The following is a 20,931-nucleotide window of genomic DNA, read 5'->3' as shown; positions in this document are numbered from 1 at the left end:
TTCCCTAGGGTTGTCTCCATGACGATCCCCGATGACGCGGCTCCGAAGACGTCGAACATCTCGGTGCGGCGCGGCGACCCGCTGGTCGTGGTCGAGAACGTGCAGAAGCACTACGGCGACTTCCAGGCCCTGAAAGACATCGATCTGGTGGTGAACAGGGGCGAGGTCGTGGTGGTCATCGGCCCCTCCGGCTCCGGCAAGTCCACCCTCTGCCGCACGATCAACCGCCTCGAGACCATCACGAGCGGCACGATCACGATCGACGGCAAGGAGCTCCCCAAGGAGGGCAAGGGCCTCGCGCAGCTGCGCAGCGACGTGGGAATGGTGTTCCAGTCGTTCAATCTCTTCTCGCACCTGACGATCCTCGAGAACGTCACGCTGGGGCCCATCAAGGTCCGCAAGATGAAGAAGGCGGATGCCGAGAAGGAGGCGCGCATCCTGCTCGACCGCGTGGGCGTCGGCCCGCAGGCCGAGAAGCTTCCCGCACAGCTCTCCGGCGGGCAGCAGCAGCGCGTCGCGATCGCGCGCGCCCTCGCGATGAACCCCAAGGTCATGCTGTTCGACGAGCCGACGAGCGCCCTCGACCCGGAGATGATCAACGAGGTCCTCGACGTCATGGTCGGCCTCGCGCAGGACGGCATGACGATGATCGTCGTCACCCATGAGATGGGCTTCGCGCGCAAGGCCGCCGACCGCGTCGTCTTCATGGCCGACGGGCAGATCGTCGAACAGGCGTCTCCCGAGGACTTCTTCACCAACCCCCAGTCGGATCGCGCGAAGGACTTCCTCTCGAAGCTCCTCACGCACTGATCCGGCCCGCACGAAAGAGAGAGACACATGCGAAAGACCCGCATCATCGCGAGCCTGAGCGTCGCGGCGGCAGCGCTGCTCGCGCTGACCGCCTGCAACAGCGGAACCCCGGGCGACACCGGAAACGGCAACGGCAACAACGGCGACGGCGGCTCGAGCACTCCGTGGACGGTCGCGTCGAACGTCGACCTGACCGGCAGCCCGACCTTCGACCGCATCAAGAAGGCCGACAAGGTCACGATCGGTGTGAAGGAAGACCAGCCCGGTCTCGGCTACCTCGATGCCACCACCGGCAAGCGCACCGGCTTCGACGTCGACATCGCGCGCTGGATGGCCGCATCGCTCGGCTACGGCGAGGACAAGATCGACTTCAAGCCCATCGCGTCGGCCAACCGCGAGCAGGCGATCGTGAACGGCGACATCGACTACTACGTCGGCACGTACTCGATCACCGACAAGCGCAAGCAGCAGATCTCCTTCGCCGGCCCCTACTTCATCACCGGCCAGGGCCTGCTCGTCGCGAAGGACAACGACAAGATCACCGGCAAGGACTCGCTCACGAAGGACGACGTGGTCTGCTCGGCGACCGGGTCGACCTCCATCCAGCGGATCAAGGATGAGACCCCGGCCAAGACCAAGGAGTACGACACGTACTCCACCTGCGTCGAGGACCTGAAGAACGGCCAGGTCGACGCGGTCACCACCGACCAGGCGATCCTCCTCGGCTATGCCGCGCAGGACCCCGACAAGCTGAAGACCGTCGGCGACGTGTTCAGCGAGGAGCGCTACGGCATCGGCCTCGCGAAGGACGACGCCGCGCTGCAGTCGTTCTTCAACAACGTCCTGACCGACGGTCACGACGTCTGGCAGAAGATCTTCGACAACAACCTGGGTGCGTCGGGCGTGAAGGCCGAGCAGCCCAAGGTCGACGCCGTCGGCTGATCTGAGGCAGGGGCGGCGGCACGCGCCGCCGCCCCATCCCGTTTCCCGTTCGCAACGCAGAGAGGCGCCCTGTGGGAGTCATCACCGACAACTGGGACCTGTGGTGGGATGCCATCGCGGGAACGCTCATCCTGTTCTTCGTCGGCGGGCTGATCGCACTCGTGCTGGGGATCATCGTGGGCGCCATGCGGGTGTCGCCGATCCCGGTCGCGCGCGCCGTCGGGACGCTGTACGTCAACTGGATCCGCAACACACCGCTCACGCTCGTGATGTTCTTCTTCGCGTTCTGCATGCCGATCCTGCTGCACCAGCGGTTCGATGCCATCGCGCTGGCGACTGTCGCGCTCGGGATCTACACCGCCACGTACGTGGCCGAGACGATCAGGTCGGGCGTCAACACGGTGCCGATCGGACAGGCCGAGGCAGCGCGGGCCCTCGGTCTCGGATTCGGACAGGTCATGACGCTCGTCGTCATGCCGCAGGCGTTCCGCTCGGTGATCCCGCCGATGATGAGCGTGTTCATCGCCCTGCTGAAGAACACCACCGTGGCAGCGGGGTTCTCGGTGTTGAACCTCGGCTCCATCCGCGCATGGCTCAGCGAGCGCGGTGAGAACCAGCTCGTCGTGCTGATCTGGGTGGCAGTGATCTTCGTCGTGCTCGTGCTGCTGCTCGCCTGGCTGCAGCGCGTGCTCGAGCGCCGTTGGAGGGTGGCACGATGAGCAGTTCGGTCCTGTACGACGCGCCCGGCCCCCGGGCGGTGCTGCGCAACCGCATCCTCGGGATCATCACGGTCCTCGTGGTGCTCGCGATCATCGGACTGGCGATCTGGCGACTTGCCGACACCGGCCAGTTCGATGCGCGCAAGTGGGCGATCTTCACCTACACGCGCCCGTGGCTCCTGATCCTCGACGGCCTCTGGCACACGCTCTCGGCGTTCATCGTCGCGGCGATCGGATCGCTGATCCTCGGCTTCATCCTCGCTGTCGGAAGGCTCTCCGACCACGCCTGGGTCCGCGTGCCGATCGGTTGGATCGTGGAGATCCTGCGTGCCATTCCGGTGCTGATCTTCATGATGCTGCTGTACTACGGCCTCCCCGTCGTCGGCATCAAGATGGAGCCCTACTACGCCGTGGTGATCGCCCTCATCGCGTACAACGGCTCGGTGCTCGCCGAGGCGATCCGCGCCGGCGTCGAGTCGCTGCCGACAGGTCAGCGCGAGGCCGGCTACGCCATCGGCCTCCGCAAGAACGCCGTGATGCGGCTGATCCTGCTGCCTCAGGCGGTGAGGGCCATGATGCCCGTCATCATCTCGCAGCTCGTGGTCGCGCTGAAGGACACCGCCCTCGGGTTCATCATCACGTACCCCGAACTCCTGTACGTGATCAAGCTGCTCGGCAACCAGCCGGAGTTCGGCTCGCCGCTGGTGCCTTCTGCGATCGTCGGCGGTGCCATCTACGTCGCCCTGTGCCTCCTGCTCTCGTACGCGGCCTACCTCGTCGAGAAGCGCACGCGCCGGTCGCCGAAGGTGCACACCACCGCCGGCGGTGGCGGAGACGACGCGACCACCGAGACCGAGGCCATCGCCGTGCGCCGGGGCCTCGGCAAGTTCGACGGGACATCACAGGGCGGGCTGTCCGCCTGACCGCGTGAGGGCGATCCTCACCCGCCGGTAGACTCGGTTCTCGTGTCCGACGAGGTTTCTGAGATTTCTCCCGAGGCGGTGGATGCCGCGGTCACCGCCGCGCTCGCAGCCATCGCCGCCGCATCCGATACCGGCGAACTGAAGGCCGCCCGCGCAGCCCACACCGCGGAGGGCTCGCCCCTGGCGAGGCTCAACGCGCGGATGCGCGAGGTCGCTCCCGAGCACAAGGCGACGTTCGGCAAGCTCATCGGCCAGGGCCGCGGATGCGTCAGCCAGGCTCTCGCCGCGCGCGAGGCGGAACTGGCGGCGGCCGAGACGACGGCACGACTGGAGGCGGAGCGCGTCGACATCACCGCCGTCGCCTCCCGGTCGCGCGTCGGCGCGCGGCATCCGCTGACCCTCCTGCAGGAGCAGATCGGCGACATCTTCATCGGCATGGGGTGGGAGGTCGCCGAAGGACCCGAGCTCGAGCACGAGTGGTTCAACTTCGACGCCCTGAACTTCGACGAGGACCACCCGGCGCGGCAGATGCAGGACACGTTTTTCGTCGACCCGACCGCCCGCCATCTCGTGATGCGCACGCACACCAGCCCGGTGCAGATGCGATCGATGCTCACCCGCGACCTGCCGATCTACATCGTGTGCCCGGGGCGCGTGTACCGCACCGACGAGTTCGACGCGACGCACCTGCCGGTGTTCATGCAGGTGGAGGGCCTCGTCGTCGACAAGGGCATCACGATGGCGCACCTCAAAGGCACTCTCGATCACCTCGCCCGGCAGCTGTTCGGCGCCGAGGCGAAGACGCGGCTGCGCACCAACTACTTCCCGTTCACCGAGCCGAGCGCCGAGTTCGACCTGTGGCACCCGACGTTCAAGGGCGGCGCCCGCTGGATCGAGTGGGGCGGCTGCGGCATGGTCAACCCCAACGTGCTGCGCGCGGCAGGGATCGACCCCGAGGTGTACTCGGGCTTCGCATTCGGGATCGGCGTCGAGCGGGCACTGATGTTCCGCAGCGACGTGAAGGACATGCGCGACATGGCCGAGGGCGATGTCCGCTTCAGCGAGCAGTACGGAATGGTGGTCTGATGCGCGTCCCTGTCTCCTGGCTGCGCGAATACGTCGATGTGCCGCAGGACGCGTCGCCCGACGACATCCTCGCGTCCCTCGTGTCGGTCGGCTTCGAAGAGGAGGACGTGCACCGCTTCGAGGTGTCGGGTCCCATCGTCGTCGGGCAGGTGCTCTCGGTGGAGCCCGAGCCGCAGTCGAACGGCAAGACCATCAACTGGTGCCAGGTCGACGTCGGCGAGCAGAACGGCGGCGTGCGCGGCATCGTGTGCGGCGCACACAACTTCGGCGTCGGCGACAAGGTCATCGTGACCCTGCCCGGTGCCGTGCTCCCCGGGCCGTTCCCGATCGCTGCGCGCAAGACGTACGGCCACGTCTCCGACGGCATGATCGCCTCCGCTCGGGAGCTCGGCCTCGGCGACGAGCACAGCGGCATCCTGCGCCTGGTCGACCTCGGCATCGACGCTCCGGTCGGCGCGGACGCGATCGCGCTGCTCGGCCTCGACGACGTGGCGGTCGAGATCAACGTCACTCCCGACCGCGGCTATGCGCTGAGCCTGCGGGGCGTCGCCCGCGAGTACTCACACGCCACGGGCGCCGCGTTCCGCGATCCGGGGGAGCGCGCGTGGGGCGAGCTGGGGCAGCCCGAGGGCGGATTCGCCGTCGCGGTGGAGGATGCGTCGCCCATCCGCGGCAACGCCGGTGCGAGCGAATTCGTCGTGCGCATCGTCCGCGGCGTCGATGCCGGCCGGCCGACCCCGCCGTGGATGATCGCCCGGCTCGTGCTCGCCGGCATCCGGTCGATCTCCCTGCTCGTCGACATCACGAACTACGTCATGCTCGAGCTCGGCAATCCGATCCACGGCTACGACCTCGACAAGCTCACCGACGGGATCACGGTCCGCCGCGCCCGCGCGGGTGAGAAGCTCACGACCCTCGACGAACAGGTGCGTGATCTCCACCCGGAGGACCTGCTCATCACCGACGGCTCGGGCCCGATCGGCCTCGCCGGGGTCATGGGCGGCGCCGCCACCGAGATGAGCCTCGAGACGACGAACGTGCTCATCGAAGCCGCGACGTTCGACCCGGTGACGATCGCGCGCACGGCGCGGCGGCACAAGCTCCCCAGCGAGGCGTCTCGCCGCTTCGAACGCGGCGTCGACCCCGCGATCCCGTTCGTCGCCGCTCGCCGGGTCGCCGACCTCATGGTCGAGCTCGCCGGCGGCACCCTTGACACCGAGGTGGGCGGTGCCCTGTTCGCCGACTACTCGCAGAAGGGCATCCTGCTGCCCAAGGACTTCGTCGGCGCGCTCATCGGCGTCGACTACACGCCGACGGAGGTCACCGGCGCGCTCGAGATGATCGGCTGCGACGTCGTCGACCTCGACGGCATCGGCGAGGACGGTCCGCAGTGGGTCGTCACGCCGCCGTCGTGGCGTTCGGATCTCACCGACAAGTGGACCCTCGCGGAAGAGGTCGCGCGCATCCACGGGCTGGACCGCGTGCCGAGCGTGCTGCCGACGCCGCCGTCCGGCCGCGGCTGGACCTCCGCGCAGCAGGGCCGCCGCCGGGTGGCGAATGCGCTCGCCGCCGCGGGATTCGTCGAGACGCCGTCGTTCCCGTTCACCACGGCGGCGCAGAACGACCTGCACGGTTCGCCGTCGGGGGAGCCGCTGCCGAGCGTCAAGCTCGCCAATCCGCTCGACGGACAGGCGCCGTACCTGCGCCGCTCGCTCATCCCCGGTCTCGTCCAGACGGCGCACCGCAACCTGTCGCGAGGGTTCACCGATCTGGGGCTGTTCGAACTCGGCGCGGTGTTCCTGCCCGAGCCCGGGGTGCAGTACGGCACCGACACGGTGCCCCCGCTCGCCGTGCGGCCCGACGATGCGACGCTCGCCGAGCTGGACACCTCGCTTCCGCCGCAGCCCCGCCATGTCGCGGTCCTGCTGGCAGGCAACGCGATCGCCAAGCAGCCGGGTCAGCCGGCGGTGCCCGTCTCGCTCGCGGATGCGATCGACGCCGTCCGCGCGATCGCTGCGGCGGCGGGCGTCCAGGCCGAGATCGCCCAGTCCAGGCGCGCCGCGCTGCACCCGGGCCGCACGGGCACCGTCTCGGTCGGCGGACGCGAGATCGGCTACGTCGGCGAGCTGCTGCCCGCGGTCGCCGAGGAGGCGTCGCTGCAGGGGCGTGTGTACGTCGCCGAACTCGACCTCGATGCGCTGCTGCAGGCGCAGTCGCGGGTCGTCGCCGGCTCGCTGTCGACGTATCCCGCGGCGACGCAGGACGTGTCGCTCGTCGTTCCCGCCGACGTGCCGGCCGGAGCGGTGCGCGACGCGCTCGTCGCCGGATGCGGCGGACTGCTCGAATCGCTCCGCCTGGTCGACGACTATCGCGGCGAGGGGATCGTCGAGGGACACAAGAGCCTGACCTTCGCGCTGCTGTTCCGGGCGGCTGACCGCACCCTGACCGCGGCGGAGGCGACCGAGGCGAAGCTGCAGGGAGTGGAACTGGCGGCGGAGCGGTTCGGCGCGAAGATCCGCGACTGACCGACGTGTCTTCGTGTCGTCGGCGCGCGGCGGCGGATCACGGTGGGACGGATCCCGCTCCACCGGGTGCGGCGTAGCGTGAGCGTATGGGCGAGATGATCACACTCACGGCGGCCGACGGCGAGGAGTTCGGCGCGTTCGTCGCGCGGCCGGACGGTCCGCCGCGCGACGCGCTCGTCGTCATCCACGAGATCTGGGGGCTGACACCGCACATCGAGGACGTCGCGACACGGTTCGCGCAGGAAGGCTATCTCGCAGTCGCGCCCGACATCCTCAGCCACGGCGGCGTGGAGCCCGCGCTCGGCGGCGAGCTGTTCGCCCTCATGAACTCGCCCGACGAGCGCACGCGCGCGGAGGGTCAGCCCCGGATGCGGGAAGCCCTGTCGAGCACGAAGGCCCCGGAGTACGCGGAGTGGGCCACCGGCGCGCTGCGCGCGAGCGTCGACTGGCTCGCCGATCAGGCCGGCGTCGACGGACGCATCGGCACGGTCGGCTTCTGCTTCGGGGGGACGTACGCGTTCCTGCTCGCAGCGTCCGACCGACGCATCCGGGCCGCCGTGCCCTTCTACGGCACGGCGCCCGATCCCGTCGCCATGGCGCGCATCGGCTGCCCCGTCCTCGCGCTCTACGGCGGCCACGATCCGGCTCTCATGGAGGCGCTGCCGGGCGTGCGCACCGCGATGGCCGCCGCGGGCGTCGACTTCACACCCGTCGTCTACGCCGACGCATCCCACGCGTTCTTCAACGACGCCGGCAGCCGCTACGACCCGGATGCCGCAGCCGACGCCTGGCGGCGGGTGACGGCGTTCCTCGCCGAGCGTCTCTGACCGCCTCCCGACCGCGAACGCGACGCCCGTATGACATCGCCAATTTGGCGCATCGCGGAGCGGGCGCTAACCTCGGGCCATGCCGCAGGCCGCGCACAACCTCGAGATGCTCACCACGAGCCTCGGTTCCGCGCGCCGACGTCGGGGCGACCGCCGACTCTAGGCGGCCCTGTGCCGTGCCCGTGTGAGGGCGCGCACGGAGTCGCCGTCATCGGCCCGTGCCGGCTCAGTCCGGCGTCTCCTGCGAAACTAAGGTAGAAGAATGACCTATTCGGTCGCCGTCTCCGGCGCCTCCGGCTATGCCGGGGGAGAGATCCTCCGCCTCCTCGCCGCCCACCCCGACATCACGATCCGCACCGTCACGGCCCACGCGAACGCCGGCCAGCCCCTCATCGCGCACCAGCCGCACCTGCGCTCGCTCGCGCATCTGCAGCTGCAGGACACCACGCCGGAGGTGCTCGCCGGGCACGACATCGTCTTCCTCGCTCTGCCGCATGGCCAGTCGGGGCAGTACACCGAGGCGCTCGCCGACACCCGGCTCGTGATCGACGCCGGAGCCGACCACCGCCTGGAGTCCGCCGCCGACTGGCACGACTTCTACGGCGGCACTTTCCACGAGCCGTGGGCGTACGGCGTGCCCGAGCTGCCCACCCCCACCGGGAAGCAGCGGGCGAACCTCGTCGGCGCCGCCCGCATCGCCGCCCCCGGCTGCAACGCGTCGACGGTGAGCCTCAGCCTGGCGCCGGGCGTGGCGGCCGGCGTGATAGATCCGACCGACCTGGTGAGCGTGCTCGCGGTCGGCCCGTCGGGCGCAGGCAAGAGCCTCAAGCCGCACCTGCTCGGCAGCGAGATCCTCGGCTCGGCGAATCCGTACGCCGTGGGCGGGGTGCACCGTCACATCCCGGAGGTCAAGCAGGCGCTGCGGGCCGCCGGCGCCGACGAGGTGCACCTGTCGTTCACGCCCGTGATCGTGCCGATGGCGCGCGGCATCCTCGCCACCAGCTCCGCGCCGATCGCCGGCGCTGCGTCGGACGCCGAGATCCGCGAGGCCTGGGAGCAGGCGTACGCCGACGAGCCGTTCGTGCAGCTGCTGCCCGCGGGCGTCTATCCGCGCACGGCCGACGTCATCGGCGCGAACACCGCCCTGATGGGGCTGCACGTCGACCGCGACACGCGGCGCGTGACCGTCGTCACCGCCGTGGACAACCTCGTGAAGGGCACCGCCGGCGCCGCGGTGCAGTCGATGAACATCGCGCTCGGCCTTCCCGAGGACCGTGCCCTGACAGTGAACGGAGTCGCGCCGTGAGTGTCACCGCGCCGCAGGGATTCGAGGCGGCCGGGGTTGCCGTCGGCCTGAAATCGACCGGCAAGCCCGACGTCGCCGTGGTCGTCAACCGCGGTCCCGACAAGGTGGGCGCGGCAGTGTTCACCGGCAACCGGGCGAAGGCGAACCCGATCATCTGGTCGCAGCAGGCCATCGCCGACGGCGTCGTCGAGGCCGTCGTGCTGAACTCGGGGGGCGCGAACTGCTTCACCGGGGCGTTCGGCTTCCAGACCACGCACCTCACGGCCGAGAAGGCTGCGCAGCTGCTCGACGTCAGCGCCGCCGATGTCATCGTCTGCTCGACCGGGCTCATCGGCTCCGGCGACCAGATCTTCCGCGACCGGGTGCTCGACGGTGTCGAGAAGGGCATCGCCGCGCTGTCGGTCGACGGCGGACAGGAGGCCGCTGCCGCGATCATGACCACCGACACGGTGAGCAAGACCGCCGAGCGCCACGTCGACGGCTGGACGATCGGCGCCATGGCGAAGGGGGCCGGGATGCTGGCGCCCGGCCTCGCGACGATGCTCGTCGTGATCACGACCGACGCGGTGCTGACCGCCGCCCAGGCCGACACCGTCCTCCGCGCCGCCACCCGCGTCAGCTTCGACCGGCTCGACTCCGACGGCTGCATGTCGACGAACGACCAGGTCACGCTTCTGGCCAGCGGCGCCTCGGGCGTCACTCCCGACCTCGCGCGGTTCGGTGCGGAGCTCGCCGACCTGTGTGCGGAGCTCGCGCGCAAGCTGCAGGCCGACGCCGAGGGCGCGAGCCACGACATCACGATCGAGGTGCGGTCGGCGGCAACCGAAGCCGACGCTCTGGAGGTCGGCCGCTCGGTCGCGCGCAACAACCTCTTCAAGGCGGCGATCTTCGGCAACGACCCGAACTGGGGCCGGGTGCTCGCGGCGATCGGCACGACACAGGCGGTGTTCGACCCGTACGACACCGACGTGTGGATGAACGGTGTGCGGGTGTGCACCAAGGGCGGCCCCGACGCATCCCGCGACGACGTCGACCTCACCCCGCGGGCGACGCACGTGCTGATCGACCTCAAGGCGGGCGACATGACCGCGACGATCCTCACGAACGACCTCACCCACGACTACGTCCACGAGAACAGCGCCTATTCGTCATGACCGACATCCAGGACACCGATCCGGCCGAGGCATCCGCCAAGGCCACCACGCTCATCGAGTCGCTGCCATGGCTGCGCCGCTTCAGCGACCAGATCATCGTGATCAAGTACGGCGGCAACGCCATGGTGTCGGAAGAGCTGCAGGATGCGTTCGCCGCCGACATCGCGTATCTGCGCTACGTCGGGGTGCGGCCGGTCGTCGTCCACGGCGGCGGACCGCAGATCTCGTCCATGCTCGACCGACTCGCCATCCCGAGCGAGTTCAAGGGCGGCTACCGGGTCACCTCCACCGAGGCGATCAACGTCGTCCGCATGGTGCTCACCGGGCAGATCAATCCGCAGCTCGTGGGCAAGATCAATGCGCACGGCCCGATCGCGACCGGGCTCTCGGGTGAGGACGCGGGGCTGTTCGGCGGCCGCCGCCGCGGCGTCGTGATCGACGGCGTCGAGCACGATCTCGGCCGCGTCGGCGACGTCGTCCAGGTCGACCCGCAGCCGATCCTCGACCACCTCGTCGCCGGACGCATCCCCGTCGTGTCGTCGATCGCCCCCGATCTCGACAACCCGGGGCACTCCCTCAACGTGAATGCGGACGCGGCGGCCGCCGCCCTGGCCACAGCCCTCGGCGCGACGAAGCTCGTGATCCTCACCGACGTCGCCGGGCTGTACGCGAACTGGCCGAACCGCGATTCGCTCGTCTCGCGCATCACAGCGCCCGAGCTCACCGAGATGCTGCCGCGCCTGGAGTCGGGGATGATCCCGAAGATGCGCGCGTGCCTCGACGCCGTGACCGGCGGCGTCGATACGGCGGCGATCATCGACGGCCGCGTGCCGCATTCGGTGCTCGTGGAGATCTTCACCCAGAACGGCATCGGAACGGAGGTGGTCGCACAGTGAACGACACGACGGTGAGCGACACCGCGGCGAGCACATGGCAGGACGACGCGGCCCGCGATCTGCTGAACCTCGGCGGGCGGCTCGCGCTTCTCGTGCGCGGTGAGGGCTCTCACGTGTGGGATGCCGACGGCACCCGCTATCTCGACTTCCTCGGCGGCATCGCCGTGAACTCGCTCGGTCACGCTCATCCGGTGTTCGTGCAGGCGGTGGCGGAGCAGGCCAAGACCCTCGCGCACGTGTCGAACTACTTCGCGACCCCGCAGCAGCTGCGGCTGGCCGCCCGGCTGAAGCGGCTCGCCAGCGCCGGGGACGACGGTCACGTGTTCTTCGCCAACTCGGGATCCGAGGCGAACGAGACGGCGATCAAGCTCGCCCGGCTGCACGCGCACGCCACCGGCAAGAAGACGATCCTGAGCCTCAACGGCGCGTTCCACGGCCGGACGATGGGCTCGCTCTCGCTCACGCCGAAGCCCGCGTATCAGGATCCGTTCCGCCCGCTGCTGCCCGATGTCGCGCACATCGACGGCACGATCGCCGCGCTCGAGGACGCCGTCGACGACACCGTCGCGGCGCTCGTCGTCGAGCCGATCCAGGGCGAAGCCGGTGTGGTCGAGCACCCGGAGGGGTTCCTGCGCCGGGCGCGGGAGCTCACGGCGGAGCACGGCGCGCTGCTCATCGTCGACGAGGTGCAGACCGGCGTCGGCCGCACGGGCAGCTGGTTCGCGTTCCAGCGCGAGGGGATCGTCCCCGACGCGATGACGCTCGCGAAGGGCATCGCCGGCGGCTTCCCACTCGGCGCCCTCATCACGTTCGGGCGGAGCGATCTGTTCTACCCTGGCACGCACAACTCGACGTTCGGCGGCAACCCGCTCGCGACCGCGGTCGGCGAGGCGGTGCTCGACGAGATCGAGACCGGCGATCTGCTCGCGAACGTCACCGCGCGCGGCGAGCAGCTGCGCGCCGCGGTGGCGGACATGCCGCTCGTGACGGGAACCCGCGGCGCGGGCCTGCTCATCGGCATCACCTTGAGCGCGCCCGTGGCGGCCGAGGTGCGGGATGCCGCGCAGCGGCGCGGGCTCATCGTCAACGCGCCGACGGCCGACGTCATCCGCATCGCTCCCGCCTACACGATCGGCGACGCCGAGGTCGACGAGTTCACCACCCTCTTCTCCGCCGCCCTGCACGAGGTCGCGGCGGCCGACCCCAAGGAGCCCAAGTGACACGCCACCTGCTGCGCGACGACGACCTGAGCCCGGCTGAGCAGGCCGAGATCCTCGACCTGGCGCTCGAGCTGAAGAAGGACCGCTGGGCCGACAAATCGCTCGCGGGCCCGCAGACGGTCGCGGTGATCTTCGACAAGTCGTCGACCCGCACGCGCGTGTCGTTCGCCGTCGGCATCGCCGACCTCGGCGGGTCGCCCCTGATCATCTCCACGGCGAACAGCCAGCTCGGCGGCAAGGAGACGCCGTCCGACACGGCGCGCGTCATGGAGCGTCAGGTCGCGGCGATCGTGTGGCGCACGTACGCGCAGGCGGGCCTCGAGGAGATGGCACGGGGCACTCGGGTGCCCGTCATCAATGCGCTCTCCGACGATTTCCACCCCTGCCAGCTGCTGGCCGATCTGCTGACGATCCGCGAGCACAAGGGCGACCTGCGGGGCCTCACTCTCGCGTTCTTCGGCGACGGCCGCTGCAACATGGGGCACTCGTACGTGCTCGCCTGCGTCACGGCGGGGATGCATGTGCGGGTCGCGTCGCCCGAGGCGTATGCGCCGCGCGAGGACGTCGTCGCCGACGCCGATCGCATCGCCGCCGACACGGGCGGTTCGGTGACGCTCTACACCGACGTGAACGAGGCGATCGCGGGAGCCGACGTCGTGGTCACCGACACGTGGGTGTCGATGGGCAAAGAGGAGGAGAAGCTCGCGCGCCTGCGCGACCTGGGCGGGTACAAGGTGACCAGCGAGCTCATGGCGCAGGCGAAGGACGACGCGATCTTCATCCACTGCCTGCCCGCCGACCGCGGCTACGAGGTCGACGCGGAGGTCATCGACGGCCCCCAGTCGGTGGTGTGGGACGAGGCCGAGAACCGCCTGCATGCGCAGAAGGCGCTGCTCGTCTGGCTGTTGCGGCAGAACGGGACGGCGTCGGCCGGTGCTGCTTCCGCCGCCACGCCTTCCGTCGTCGCCACGCCGGCCCAGACGGGAGCGCGCGCGTGACCGAGTCGCACGGCACCAACGAGGGCGCGCTCTGGGGCGCGCGGTTCGCTTCCGGCCCGTCGCCGGAGCTGGCCGCGCTGAGCGTCTCGACGCACTTCGACTGGGCGCTCGCCCCCTACGACATCGCGGGCTCACGGGCGCACGCCGCCGCGCTGCACGCCGCGGGGTACCTCACCGACGGGCAGCTCGCCGGCATGCGGGCGGCGCTCGACCGGCTCGAGGCTGACGTCGCATCGGGGGCCTTCGCCGCTGCCGACACCGACGAGGACGTGCACGGCGCCCTCGAGCGGGGGCTCATCGAGCGGGCGGGCGGCGATCTCGGCGGCCGTCTGCGCGCCGGTCGCAGCCGCAACGACCAGATCGCGACTCTCGTGCGGCTGTATCTCCTCGACCACGCGAAGACGATCGCGCACGGCATCCTGCGCCTGATCGACGCGATCGTGTCCCAGGCGGAGGCACATCCCGAAGCGATCATGCCGGGGCGCACCCACCTGCAGCATGCGCAGCCGATCCTGCTCGCCCACCACCTTCAGGCGCACGGGTGGCCGCTCGTGCGCGACCTGGAGCGGCTGCGCGACTGGTCGGCGCGTGCCCGGGTGAGCCCGTACGGCGGGGGAGCGCTCGCCGGGTCGAGCCTCGGACTCGATCCCGTGCTCGTCGCGCGTGAACTGGGACTCGACCGTCCGGCGGAGAACTCTCTCGACGGCACCGCCGCCCGCGACGTGGTGGCCGAGTTCGCCTTCATCGCCGCGCAGATCGGCGTGGACCTGTCGCGGTTCGCCGAGGACATCATCCTCTGGAACACCCGCGAGTTCGGGTTCGTCACGCTCGACGACGCGTTCTCGACGGGCTCGAGCATCATGCCGCAGAAGAAGAACCCCGACATCGCCGAGCTCGCCCGCGGCAAGGCGGGACGGGTCATCGGCAACCTCACCGGACTGCTCGCGACGCTCAAGGGGCTCCCGCTCGCCTACAACCGCGACCTGCAGGAGGACAAGGAGCCGGTGTTCGACTCCGTCGAAACCCTCGAGCTGCTGCTGCCGGCGTTCGCGGGCATGGTCGCGACGCTGCGCTTCGATACCGAACGGATGGCGCGGCTCGCGCCCGAAGGCTTCTCGCTCGCGACCGACGTGGCCGACTGGCTGGTGCGGAAGGGGGTTCCGTTCCGCGATGCGCATGAGATCTCCGGCGCGCTGGTGCGGGAATGCGAACGGCGCGGTATCGAGCTGTCGGATGCCTCTGACCAGGTGCTCGCCGAGGTCTCCGAGCACCTCGCGCCCGCGGTGCGGGATGTTCTCACGGTCTCGGGTTCGGTCGCGAGTCGCGACGGTGCCGGCGGCACCGCTCCGGTGCGGGTGGGAGAGCAGCGCGCGGAACTCATCGCGCGCGCGCAGAGCGCGGTGCACGCCCTCGGTCTCTGATCGCCGGCATGCCCCTTCGGCGCATATCTGTCTGAAATAACCGATTTGTGCATATCCATTGGATATGCATGCTATGGTTATGTCATGGTCGCCGCTGTGATCGCCGACATCGTCGGATCCCGGAGGCTGCCCGACCGCACGGCCGCGCAGCGAGCATTCGACGCCGCCATCGCGCGGGTCGAACGCGACCATCCGCTCGCCGTGCAGCCGCTCACCGCCACGGTCGGCGACGAACAGCAGGGCGTCTATCCCGGGCTGGCAGAGGCGATGGCTTCGCTGCTGCTGCTGCAGTTCGCCCTCCCCGAGGGCCTCGAGTTCCGGTTCGGACTCGGGATCGGCGAAGTGAGACCGGTGGCAGCGGCCGAGCGAGAGCTGTCTGACGGGCCGGGATGGTGGGCGGCGCGCACCGCGATCGAGATCGTGCACGATCGGCAGAAGCGCGCCGTGCCGACGTCGCGCACCTGGATCGTCGGCGCCGACGGGCAGGATGAGGTCATGGACACCGTCGTGGCGGCCAGCAACGCGTACCTCCTCGCGCGCGACGCCCTCGTCGTACGGATGAGCGAACGGGAACGCCGCATCGCGTATGGGCGCGCCGCAGGGCTGTCGCAGACGCAGCTCGCCGCGCAGGAGGGGATCACCCAACCCAGCGTGTCGAAGTCGCTGCGCAGCTCCGGAGCGGCGGCGCTGCTCGACGGCCTCGATGAACTGCTCGGAGAACGAGGATGACCATCGCCGGTCTCCTGCTGCTCGCGATCGGCTGCGCCGATCTCGTGCGCCAGTTCGTGCCGCGCCGTCGACAGTGGATCGGCTATGTCGCGGTGCTCGTGCTGGTTCTCGCCGTGGGCGTCGGGAGCGGCGCCCTCGCGGCGACGATCCTCGCTCCGGTCCTCGGTGCGGTGTGGATCTGGGCGATGCCCGTTCGCCGACCGGCGCCGCTTGCGTTCTGGCCGGCGGTGGTGCTGGCGCTCGGCTGCGTGCTCGCGGTGGTGCTGGTGGGCGACCGAAGCGCCGCCGGCCTCCTCGACGGCATCTGGCAGGTGGACTCGCCGTTCGGGCCGGTGCCGTTCGACCTCGCGGTCCTCGTCGTCGGTGTCCTCCTGTTCCTGCTCGAATCGGCGAATCTCGTCGTGCGCGCGGCGCTCGCCGGTGAACGCGTCTGGCGACCGGCCGAGGAGTCCGGACGGGCTGACGAGACGGACACGGAGGACGCCGCGCCGCCGACGCATCCCGCCGATGACGGTGCCGAAGCGGTCGCCCGTCCGGCCGTCGCCTTCTCGGGCGGGCGCCTCATCGGCCCGTTGGAGCGCGTCCTCGTGTTCCTCCTCACGCTCGTCCCCGCCTATCCGCTGCTGGCGGCGATGCTCGCGGCGAAGGGCATCGTGCGGTTCCCCGAGATCTCCCGCGACGGTGAGACGGGGGCGCGTGCCGAATACTTCCTCATCGGGAGCCTGGTCAGCTGGGTGTGCGCGCTGGGCGGAGCGCTGCTGGTGTGGTGGGCGGCGAACTCCTGAGCCGGACGGGGCGGGGCATCGGCCGCTGATACGCTGAAACGCGTGTCAGAATCCGCTCTGAGCGCGACGGCGCCCGCGAACGACCCGACGTTCTCGAACGTGTGGGACGAGATCGTGTGGCGCGGGCTCGTGCACGTGTCCACCGACCAGGATGCTCTGCGCGAGCTGCTCGGCGGGGACCCGATCACGTATTACTGCGGCTTCGACCCGACGGCACCCAGCCTGCACCTCGGCAACCTCGTGCAGCTGCTTCTGCTGCGCCGTCTGCAGCTGGCGGGGCACAAGCCGCTCGGGCTCGTCGGCGGATCGACCGGCCTCATCGGCGACCCCGGCGGACGCGACAGCGAGCGGGTGCTGAATCCCGTGGAGACCGTCGCGGAATGGGTCGGTCGGCTGCGGGCGCAGGTCGAACGGTTCCTGAGCTTCGAGGGCGCCAATGCGGCACGCCTGGTGAACAACCTGGACTGGACCGGTCCGATGTCCGCAATCGACTTCCTCCGCGGCATCGGCAAGCACTTCCGTGTGAATGCGATGATCAAGAAGGATGCTGTGGCATCCCGCCTGAACTCCGACGCGGGCATCAGCTACACCGAGTTCAGCTACCAGATCCTGCAGGGACTCGACTACCTCGAGCTGTACCGGCAGTACGACTGCGTGCTGCAGACCGGCGGGTCAGACCAGTGGGGCAACCTCACGAGCGGCACGGACCTCATCCACCGGGTCGAGGGCGCGACCGTTCACGCGATCGGCACACCGCTGATTACCAACAGCGACGGGACCAAGTTCGGCAAGAGCATGGGCAACGCGGTCTGGCTCGACGCGGACATGTGCAGCCCGTACGCGTTCTACCAGTTCTGGCTCAATGTCGACGACCTCACGGTGGTGCAGCTGCTGAAGGTCTTCACCTTCCTGACGCGCGCCGAGATCGAGGAGTACGAACGCCTGGTCGAGGCCGAGCCGTTCCGTCGCGCCGCGCAGCGGCGTCTGGCCGACGAGGTCACGACGTTCGTGCACGGCGAAGACGCCACGGCGGCAGCCGCAGCCGCGTCCGAGGCGCTGTTCGGCAAGGGCGATCTCACCGCACTGGACGCCGACACCCTGCGCAGCGCGCTCCGCGAGCTGCCGCATGTCGACGCATCCGTCGACACGACAGTGGCGCAGGCACTCGTCGAGACCGGCCTGGTCTCGAGCCTCTCCGAGGCGCGGCGTGCCATCGCGCAGGGCGGCGTCTCGCTCGACGGCGCCCGCGTGGAGGACGACGGTGCGTTCGTCACCGGTGCGCTCCCCGGTGGCGTCTCGGTGCTGCGGCGCGGAAAGAAGACGCTCGCGGGCGTGTTCGTCGCCCGCTGACGATGCCGTTCACGCCCAGCCACGCGATCGTCGCGCTCCCGTTCGTCCGCACTCCTCTCGTGCCGGCCGCCATCGCGGTGGGCGCCATGGCTCCGGATCTTCCGCTGTTCCTGCGCGGCACGGTGCTCGGCACCGTGATCGACTACGGGTGGACGCATGATGTGGCCTGGCTGCCGGTCACGGTGGTGCTCGCGTTCGCGCTCCTCGTCCTGTGGCGCTGTCTGCTGCGTCCCGCCGTCGGCGAATTGGCGCCGGCGGCGATCGCGCGCCGGATCCCGGCTGACTGGGACAGGGGACCGGGCGCCGGGATGCGTGAGACGCTCGCCCGTCGCGGCAGCATGCGCCCGTCGCCGAGCGGCATCCTGCTGCTCCTTCTGGCGCTCGCCCTCGGCGTGCTCAGCCACATCGTGTGGGATGCGTTCAGCCACGAGGGGCGGGCGGGAGTGTCGCTCATCCCGGCGCTGGATCAGCAGTGGGGTCCGCTGCCCGGATACAAGTGGGTGCAGCACGGCTCCAGCGTCATCGGCGTCGCGATCCTCCTGGTGTGGGCGGTGCTGTGGCTGCGACGCGCCCGCCCGAAGGCGCTGTACCGTGTGACTCCGGCCGCATTGCCTTGGGTCTGGCTCGCATCCCTCCCGATCGTCCTCGCCGTGACCTGGATCGTCGGATTGGCGCTGTTCGGCCCGCTGACGCCGGTGTTCACTGCGCAGCACCTGGCGTACCGGGTGCTGCCACCGGCGTGCGGAGTGTGGGGGGCGTTCACGGTCCTGCTGTGTCTCGTGGTGCTCGTGCAGCGGCGCCGGCGGTCGTAGACTCCCCAGGTGACCGATGCGGAGCGACCCGGCGCCGACGCCTGGGTGCCCGAGACCGACGACGTCGACACTCTGCGGGAGGCGTCGCAGAGATGCCGCGGTTGCGAGCTGTGGCGGGATGCGACGCAGACGGTCTTCGGCGACGGTGCGGCGCCGGCACCACTCATGCTCGTGGGCGAGCAGCCGGGCGACAAGGAGGATCTCGCCGGTGAACCGTTCGTCGGGCCGGCGGGGAGGATTCTGCATGACGCCCTCCACGCGGCGGGAATCGACGCAGCGCGCGTCTACGTCACCAACGCGGTCAAGCACTTCCGGTTCGAGCAGCGTGGCCGCAGACGCATCCACGAGAAGCCGCAGGTCGCGCACATCAAGGCATGCCATCCCTGGCTCGAGGCAGAGATCCGCAGCGTGCAGCCCTCGATGATCGTGTGCCTGGGCGCCACGGCGGGCCGCGCGGTGCTCGGTCGGGACGTGCGCATCGGCCAGGAGCGGGGCATCCGGCAGGAGGCCGGCCGCCGTGGGGTCGTCGTCACAGCCCACCCATCGGCGATCGTGCGGATGCGGGGTCATGACGAGCGTGAGAAGGCATTCGCCGAGCTCGTCGCCGACCTGCGGACGGCGGCGGCCGACGCGTGATCCACGGCCACCCGGGGCCGCCGTCGCGCAGTCGGGCGGGGACGACCCCGGCCTAGCGTGGAAGCCACTCAGCGGAGTCGCGCCCCCACGCGCGCGGAGGCGCGAATGCGGTGGGGCCGCCGGCGTAGGCAAGCGCAGGGCCGACCGTCGCCAGTCGCGATCCCTCGACGTCGAACTCCTGCAGGTGCGGTGCCGGGTCGACGAGCGCCGCGTCAGGGGGAGTGGCGCTCCGCGGCATCCCGAGCAGTTCCGCCCCGACGCGCCGCAACGACGTGGACACAGCCCAGGATCCACCCTCGGCGCCGCGGCGGGCGAGGGCGGCCATGACGCCGGTGGCGAGCAGATAGCCCGTGGTGTGATCGAGAGCCTGCGCGGGAAGTGCGCCCGGCTCGTCGATGCTGCCCTCGAGCACCGCGATTCCGCACGCCGCCTGCACGAGGCTATCGAACCCGCGTCGGTCGGGATCTCCCCACGCCGTGTGCTGGGCGACGACCAGGCCGGGACGCCGGCCGGCGAGCGTTGCGGGCGACAGTCCGAGCCGCGCAAGCGAGGCCGCTCGGTAACCGAGGGCGACGACGTCGGCGGTGCGCAGAAGCTCGTCGAACTTCTCGCGGTCGGCCGCAGCGTTCAGGTCAAGCAGCGACGAGCGCTTCCCATGGCCGGTGTCGAGATGCTGAGCTGCGATCTCCGGGAGACCGGGTGGGTCGATGCGCAGGACGTCCGCGCCCAGAAGGGCAAGCGTCCGGGTCGCGACGGGGCCTGCGATCACGCGGGTGAGATCGAGCACGCGGATGCCGCGCAGCGGCGCCTCCGGAGGGCCGACCGGCGTCGGACCCGCCGGTGCAGGTCCGATCTGACGCACGTCGATGAGAGGTTCGGTGCGCAGCCGTTCGTCCTGATCCGGATCCTCAGGTGCGACGGTGACGCAGAGACCGCCTTCCGCGGTGACCCGCCGAGACGCATCCTCCGCAGCGAGGCGGGATAGCGCAGAGGCGACGTCTTCCCGTGCGACCGACTCACCGAGCTCGAGGGCGCGGCGAAGCGCGGCGGCGTGGTGCGCATAGTTGCCGTGCGTGCGCACCCAGCCGTCGGCGGTCCGGAAGAAGCCGGACAACGGCGCGAACGAGGTGTGGTGCTCGCCATCGATGAGGAGGCACCGGTCGCTGGCGTAGGCGAGTGCGACTCGGTCGGGGTCGGGACGCGCGGCACCGCCGGCCGCCAGAGCCGAGGATGTGGCGGACGCGGCCGCCACGGCGGCCCACGCGAGATCGGCGACAGCGGTGCGCGCTGCCAGCGGTACGGGGTGAGGCGGCGCAGCCACGGGGTCGGCCGTGAAGCCGAGGTGGCGCAGGACGTCCGCCGCGAGGCGCGAGCCCGTATGGTCGATGCTCGTCATAGGGCGACAGTACTCCGCGCACGCTGCGGCCGAAACCGGCCCCGATCAGGGCGACACGCCCGGGATGCAGCCCCGATTCGTGCAGAGTGCGCACCCCGCGTACAGTATTACTTGTTCGCCCCAAAGGGGAGAGCGGAGAGGCCGGAAGGCCCCGCCCCCTCAAGCAGCGAACGAACCCCGTTCCTCCACCACGACCGGTGATCTCTCGGTCGATCGGTGATACGATGGGGACTCCGACTCTCGCAGTCGGCGTGTCGATTGACCGCCGCCAGGAGTCGGGTATGATTGTGAAGTTGCCCTGCGATGCTGGCTCCCTTGGTTGGGGTTGGGTTGTGGGTGCGTCCGATCCTTGAGAACTCAACAGCGTGCACTTGTCAAATGCCAATTAACCTCGTC

Annotated in this window: 18 protein-coding genes and 1 pseudogene; 18 read left to right on the top strand and 1 reads right to left on the bottom strand. The window is 70.1% G+C overall.

The annotated features are described in order from the left end of the window. Positions 1 to 18: 18 nt before the first annotated feature. From AC3RX1_RS13310 to AC3RX1_RS13225, 18 genes and pseudogenes are all read left to right on the top strand, one after another. The gene (locus tag AC3RX1_RS13310; RefSeq protein ID WP_491501733.1) at positions 19 to 810 is read left to right on the top strand and encodes an amino acid ABC transporter ATP-binding protein; all 792 of its coding nucleotides are present in this window, start codon (positions 19 to 21) and stop codon (positions 808 to 810) included. Positions 811 to 837: 27 nt separating this feature from the next. Beyond that, the gene (locus AC3RX1_RS13305) at positions 838 to 1,752 is read left to right on the top strand and encodes a glutamate ABC transporter substrate-binding protein (RefSeq protein WP_491501732.1); all 915 of its coding nucleotides are present in this window, start codon (positions 838 to 840) and stop codon (positions 1,750 to 1,752) included. A 71-nt stretch (positions 1,753 to 1,823) separates the two neighbouring features. Further along, positions 1,824 to 2,471 carry an amino acid ABC transporter permease gene (locus tag AC3RX1_RS13300; protein ID WP_491501731.1) on the top strand — a complete coding sequence of 216 codons (648 nt, stop codon included), beginning with the start codon at positions 1,824 to 1,826 and terminating at the stop codon, positions 2,469 to 2,471. After that, the gene (locus AC3RX1_RS13295; protein WP_491501730.1) at positions 2,468 to 3,394 is read left to right on the top strand and encodes an amino acid ABC transporter permease; all 927 of its coding nucleotides are present in this window, start codon (positions 2,468 to 2,470) and stop codon (positions 3,392 to 3,394) included. Before AC3RX1_RS13300 ends, AC3RX1_RS13295 begins: the two co-directional genes overlap by 4 nt. A 42-nt stretch (positions 3,395 to 3,436) precedes the next feature. Then, positions 3,437 to 4,480, top strand: a complete 1,044-nt coding sequence (gene pheS / locus AC3RX1_RS13290) for a phenylalanine--tRNA ligase subunit alpha (protein ID WP_491501729.1) — start codon at positions 3,437 to 3,439, stop codon at positions 4,478 to 4,480. Further along, a complete protein-coding gene (gene pheT / locus AC3RX1_RS13285; RefSeq protein ID WP_491501728.1) occupies positions 4,480 to 7,005 on the top strand; it encodes a phenylalanine--tRNA ligase subunit beta in 2,526 nt (841 codons plus the stop codon). Before pheS ends, pheT begins: the two co-directional genes overlap by 1 nt. A gap of 86 nt (positions 7,006 to 7,091) precedes the next feature. Beyond that, a complete protein-coding gene (locus tag AC3RX1_RS13280; protein WP_491501727.1) occupies positions 7,092 to 7,832 on the top strand; it encodes a dienelactone hydrolase family protein in 741 nt (246 codons plus the stop codon). Positions 7,833 to 8,094: 262 nt separating this feature from the next. Continuing rightward, the gene (argC, locus tag AC3RX1_RS13275; protein ID WP_491501726.1) at positions 8,095 to 9,138 is read left to right on the top strand and encodes an N-acetyl-gamma-glutamyl-phosphate reductase; all 1,044 of its coding nucleotides are present in this window, start codon (positions 8,095 to 8,097) and stop codon (positions 9,136 to 9,138) included. Next, positions 9,135 to 10,292: a bifunctional glutamate N-acetyltransferase/amino-acid acetyltransferase ArgJ gene (gene argJ / locus AC3RX1_RS13270; protein WP_491501725.1), complete on the top strand. Its 1,158-nt coding sequence runs from the start codon at positions 9,135 to 9,137 to the stop codon at positions 10,290 to 10,292. Before argC ends, argJ begins: the two co-directional genes overlap by 4 nt. After that, on the top strand, positions 10,289 to 11,188 hold the full coding sequence (gene argB / locus AC3RX1_RS13265) for an acetylglutamate kinase (protein WP_491501724.1): 900 nt from the start codon (positions 10,289 to 10,291) through the stop codon (positions 11,186 to 11,188). Before argJ ends, argB begins: the two co-directional genes overlap by 4 nt. Next, complete coding sequence (locus AC3RX1_RS13260) at positions 11,185 to 12,408, top strand: acetylornithine transaminase (RefSeq protein WP_491501723.1); 1,224 nt, start codon at positions 11,185 to 11,187, stop codon at positions 12,406 to 12,408. Before argB ends, AC3RX1_RS13260 begins: the two co-directional genes overlap by 4 nt. Continuing rightward, positions 12,405 to 13,325 (top strand): annotated as a pseudogene (argF, locus tag AC3RX1_RS13255) (ornithine carbamoyltransferase); the annotation flags it as partial. The gene AC3RX1_RS13260 and the pseudogene argF, both read left to right, overlap by 4 nt. Positions 13,326 to 13,402: 77 nt before the next feature. Further along, positions 13,403 to 14,827 carry an argininosuccinate lyase gene (gene argH, locus AC3RX1_RS13250; RefSeq protein ID WP_491501722.1) on the top strand — a complete coding sequence of 475 codons (1,425 nt, stop codon included), beginning with the start codon at positions 13,403 to 13,405 and terminating at the stop codon, positions 14,825 to 14,827. An 84-nt stretch (positions 14,828 to 14,911) separates the two neighbouring features. Then, on the top strand, positions 14,912 to 15,556 hold the full coding sequence (locus tag AC3RX1_RS13245) for a SatD family protein (protein ID WP_491501721.1): 645 nt from the start codon (positions 14,912 to 14,914) through the stop codon (positions 15,554 to 15,556). Beyond that, positions 15,553 to 16,341 (top strand): hypothetical protein, encoded by a 789-nt coding sequence (locus AC3RX1_RS13240; protein ID WP_491501720.1) that lies wholly within the window; start codon positions 15,553 to 15,555, stop codon positions 16,339 to 16,341. Before AC3RX1_RS13245 ends, AC3RX1_RS13240 begins: the two co-directional genes overlap by 4 nt. A 42-nt stretch (positions 16,342 to 16,383) precedes the next feature. Further along, complete coding sequence (gene tyrS, locus AC3RX1_RS13235; protein WP_491501719.1) at positions 16,384 to 17,691, top strand: tyrosine--tRNA ligase; 1,308 nt, start codon at positions 16,384 to 16,386, stop codon at positions 17,689 to 17,691. 2 nt (positions 17,692 to 17,693) lie between these two features. Beyond that, complete coding sequence (locus AC3RX1_RS13230) at positions 17,694 to 18,503, top strand: DUF4184 family protein (RefSeq protein WP_491501718.1); 810 nt, start codon at positions 17,694 to 17,696, stop codon at positions 18,501 to 18,503. Between the two features lie 9 nt (positions 18,504 to 18,512). After that, positions 18,513 to 19,139, top strand: a complete 627-nt coding sequence (locus AC3RX1_RS13225; protein ID WP_491501717.1) for a UdgX family uracil-DNA binding protein — start codon at positions 18,513 to 18,515, stop codon at positions 19,137 to 19,139. 52 nt (positions 19,140 to 19,191) lie between these two features. On the opposite strand, the gene AC3RX1_RS13220 is transcribed toward AC3RX1_RS13225, so the two are convergent. Further along, positions 19,192 to 20,535 carry a CoA transferase gene (locus AC3RX1_RS13220; RefSeq protein ID WP_491501716.1) on the bottom strand — a complete coding sequence of 448 codons (1,344 nt, stop codon included), beginning with the start codon at positions 20,533 to 20,535 and terminating at the stop codon, positions 19,192 to 19,194. Between the last annotated feature and the right edge of the window lie 396 nt (positions 20,536 to 20,931).

The sequence above is a fragment of the Microbacterium altimontanum genome, from assembly GCF_058349865.2.
This window is presented reverse-complemented; position numbering and strand designations above follow the sequence as displayed.